The organism is Haloferax sp. s1 (assembly GCF_058382125.1).
On record NZ_JBZRPK010000458.1, the window covers coordinates 1,027 to 5,025 of the forward strand.

The 3,999-nt window shown below is 56.4% G+C and carries 2 protein-coding genes and 1 pseudogene; all 3 read right to left on the reverse strand.

The genetic code is table 11. From position 1 onward, the window contains the following. The coding region (locus QT222_RS06715; protein ID WP_491476716.1) for a sensor histidine kinase at positions 1 to 1,819 on the reverse strand (1,819 nt) is incomplete at its 3' end. A 120-nt stretch (positions 1,820 to 1,939) separates the two neighbouring features. Beyond that, positions 1,940 to 3,214, reverse strand: coding sequence for an extracellular solute-binding protein (locus tag QT222_RS06720; RefSeq protein WP_491476717.1), 1,275 nt, complete (start codon positions 3,212 to 3,214; stop codon positions 1,940 to 1,942). A 142-nt stretch (positions 3,215 to 3,356) separates the two neighbouring features. Further along, a pseudogene (locus tag QT222_RS06725) lies at positions 3,357 to 3,999 on the reverse strand (hypothetical protein); the annotation flags it as partial.

Here is a 3,999-nt window from a genome sequence, read left to right on the forward strand (position 1 = left end):
CCTTATGTACGAGGAGATTAAAAGACGGAGAGACATCACACACTGTGTGGGTCGGGTCTGTAGTGTCGGATTCCCCCGCCTGTGTTTTGACCCTGGAGTAAGCGAGCAGTCCGTTAATCATGTTTCGCATCCGTTCTGCGCCGTTGACGGCGAATTCGATGTACTCGTTGGCCTCCTCGTCTAGTTGGTCTCCGTACTCCATCGAAAGCAAGTCGAGATAACTACTAACCATTCGTAGCGGCTCCTGGAGGTCGTGCGAGGCGATATAAGCGAACTGCTGGAGTGCCTCGTTCGACCGTTCGAGTTCTTGTTTGGTCTCTTCGAGTTCCTGCTGGCGCTCGATGCGTTCCGTAATGTCGTGACAGGTCAACACGACACCTGTAACGAACGGGTTCTTTGCTACTTTCTCGCACGTGCCCTCGAGAACACGCCATTGACCGTCCGCATCCTGCATCCTGAATTCGATGCGGTGAGGTTCGTTGGCACCTGTCAGTGCTGACTCGACGGTCGGTTTGTCGTCCGGGTGGATGTGGGAGAGCAACGAAGTCCCATTCATCTGCTCGGGGTCATATCCGAGTATCGTGCGTGAAGAGGGGCTTTGGAACGTAATATCGCCGTTCTCGTCGACCTGCGTGATGAGGTCCGACGCGTTATCAATGAGAGCAGACGCTCGCAGGTTCTCGCGTATCGTACGCTGCATCTCGTCGAAGGCTCTGTACAACTGCCCGATGTTGTCAATTCGGTCGGTGTCGAAGTCGACGTCGAAGTTACCGGATTCGATACGTCCGGCTTTCTGGGTCAATCTGTCGACGGCAACAGCCGTATTCCGCCCGAGGATGGCTCCAACGACGCCGATGAGGAGCACGCTCACGATAGTCACCAGAGTGCCGTACTGTCGAACCGCGTGGACGAAGCCGTAGGCGTCCGCCGTCGACTGGTAATAGAGCAAGACCCAGCCCTGGTCGGGGAAGTAATAGTACCCGACGACGTAGCCGTCGGGGTCGAATCCGTATCCATCTCTTAACAGTCCACTCGGACGATCGCCGATTTCCATTGCCCCGCTCGGATCTTCGCCGGGTTCGATATTTCGTGCCGCTGGAAGGATACCGTGCTGGTCGGGAAGCCGTTCAAATATCTGTCCGTACTCGACGCCGTATCGAGGGTCGAACTCGTCACTCATGATAATCCGGTCGTCTGAATCGACCACGAGCGTCAGCTCTGACCTGCCGTGGGTCCGGAAGTTCTGCCCGTACACACCCAAATCCATCGTGAGGACGATTGCTCGGTCAGGCTGTCCACTGACCGGACGTACGTACGAGACCACTAGCGTTTTGTTGTTTATCAGATACGGTTCGGTGACAAGCGGCTTGGCTGGGTCGAGAGTCGTATTTACCCGAGAAGCGCCGGGAAAGTCAGCCTCACGAAGCGTGTCCACCTCCCTCGTGCCCGCGAGTATCTTGTTGCTCGTCGTATTGACGTAGTCGACGCGGTGTGTCGCATCCGGGAAGAAGACCAGTTGATGTCGCAGGTGCCGCTGGATGTCTTCGACACCACGGCTCCTGACGACGTCCGTTGCCGTGAGTGCACCCGTTAACCGCTTGTTTTGTTCGTGCCAAATCCGGAAATTGCGACCCTCCTCCGAAGCCACCGTCGCGTGCTCCTCCATGACGTTCTGTTCTACGGCAGCCGTCATCTCGTTCGTCGTGAAGTACCCCAGCGAACCGACCAGCGTCCCGAGGAACAAGAGCGAAAGCCCGAATTTGAGGACGTAACTCCGGCGGACCTTGTCGGGCACGATTCGTCTGATTAGGTCGAACATCGTCAGGGTCGCTCGATGGGACTCACATCAATTGGGCGAATATTACTGCACAACCCGTATGCGACCGGGAAGCTCGTAGGTTCGAACGAGTGGGAGTGGCATCCCGAGGTGCCAGTGCTATCAGTAGTATCCAGCATTTTTGAGTACGCTCTCGATTTCCGTTTCAGCACTACTCATCGCTTCCTCAGCAGAGATTGGACCGCCTAGGGCACTGTGAAGCCGTAATCCAAATTCTTGCTCGATAACCGGCCAGAGAGGTGTCCGCGGACGCCATCGGGCTTCCTGCAGGCTCTCGTAAAGCGCTTCCATCCACGGCCGAGCGTCGAGGTTGTTCTCGAAGGTGTCGTGACGGAAGGGAACACCACCGATATCGACGTAGCGTTCCTGACCCTCTCTGGAGACAAACGACTGTATTACTTTACCGCTGGCTTTCTTCGCCGCCTCACTCGTGTAGGAGTTGATACCGACAATCCAGTTTCCCTGCTGTGGTGCTCTGCGACCATCGCCGTTACTCGGTATGACCGTGAATGCGAGGTCTCCGGTCGCCGGGCTATCGTCTTCTATCGCAAGAGAAGCCGTACCAGGCCAAGTGCTGGCCTGTGCGGCCGTTCCCTGAGCGAGTGTTGTAACGACCTCGTCTTCGTTGTACTTCGTGACGTCTGCGGGACTGATGTCGGCTAACTCCTTCACGAAGAACCTGAGAGCCTCGATACCGTCCTGTGAGTTCCACTGGAATCGCCAGTCAGTATCGAACATGCTCCCGGCCTGCGAGAACCCGACCGGAAAGAAGTTCGTAACTATCGGATTTCCTTGCGCTCCGCGGATGACGTATCCGTGGACGCCGTCGATCTCGTCTATCGCCCGTCCCGCTTCGAGGACGTCCCGATAGGTTTCGGGCGGGTCGTATCCGACCTGGTTGAAGTACGCTGCGTTGTACACGAAAATCTGCGTATTTCCGACGACGACCAACCCCCGCAAGGTCGGGTCTTCATCTCTTACTTCAGGGGGCAACGGGCCCCGTGGTGTCGGCCAGTGGGCGATGTCGAGCGTCGTCTGAATGTATTCGTCGGGGACTCCATCCGGGAGATACTCCGCAATCGGTTCCAAGTCAGAGGCAAAATTCGGGAACCAGGGGTCGTCCATGAATACGAGGTCGAATTCGTCGCGCTTCTCAGCCAGTAGTTTGCGGTTTTGTTCGTACAATGCGTCGTACGGTTTCAATTCGACGTTGACTTCGATACCAGTCTCGACAGTAACAAACTCGTCAGTTAGTCTTCGGAACAACCGTCCTTCCCCTTCGGTCGCCGCGATAGAAATACTGTCAGTCCTGCCTCTGATGGTGCCGAGACAACCGGGGAGGAGGCTTCCTGTTAGTATCGCTCCGCCAGCAGTCACTACCTCTCGGCGCCCTATCCGAGCCCGCGCCATCACGTATTATATGCGTCTGTAATGCATAAATCCCAGGGTGCTACCTGGGAGGTATTCGGGTTTGAACCCTTCTACACCGTTTACAGTACGGTTCTCCAGATAGCGGGATTTACTCGCTGTCGTCTTTGCTGTCGTCGTCGGTGAGGAACCGTTCGAGCATCTCGACTTCGTGGTCGTCGAGGTCTTCGATGTCCATGTCCGCGAGGTCATCGAGGTCGTCCGCACCGGTTTCGGTGCCGAGTTCAATAATCTCGCTTCGGGTGAGGTCGTCAAGGAACACCTCAACCTCGGTGTCTTCGTGCTCGTCGCGTTCGAGATCTATGTGTTCACCGTCTGACTCGAGGTCGAGTCCCCCGTCTTTCTCGAAGTCGAGGTTCTCGTCGCTGTGCTCGATGTCGATGTCGTCGGTCTCGAACTCCACCTCGTCGTCATCGTTCTCGAATTCGAAGTCGTCATTGAAGTCCTCTACTTCCACTTCATCGCCCTCCTGTTCGATTTCGTGGTCGTCAGTCTCGAATTCGACATCGTCGTCCTCGCCTTCGAACTCGAGACCGTCGTCGGTGTCAACCTCCAGGTCGTCGTCGTCCAGTTCGATATCGATGGCGTCGGTCTCGAAGTCGGCACCAAACAGGTCGTTCTCGAACTCGAAGTCGTCGCCTTCGACGTCGATGTCGTCGCCGTCCTGCTCGATGTCGTGGTCGTCAGCCTCGAACTCGTGGCTCTCGTCGTCGCTCTCGAGGTCGATATCGTTG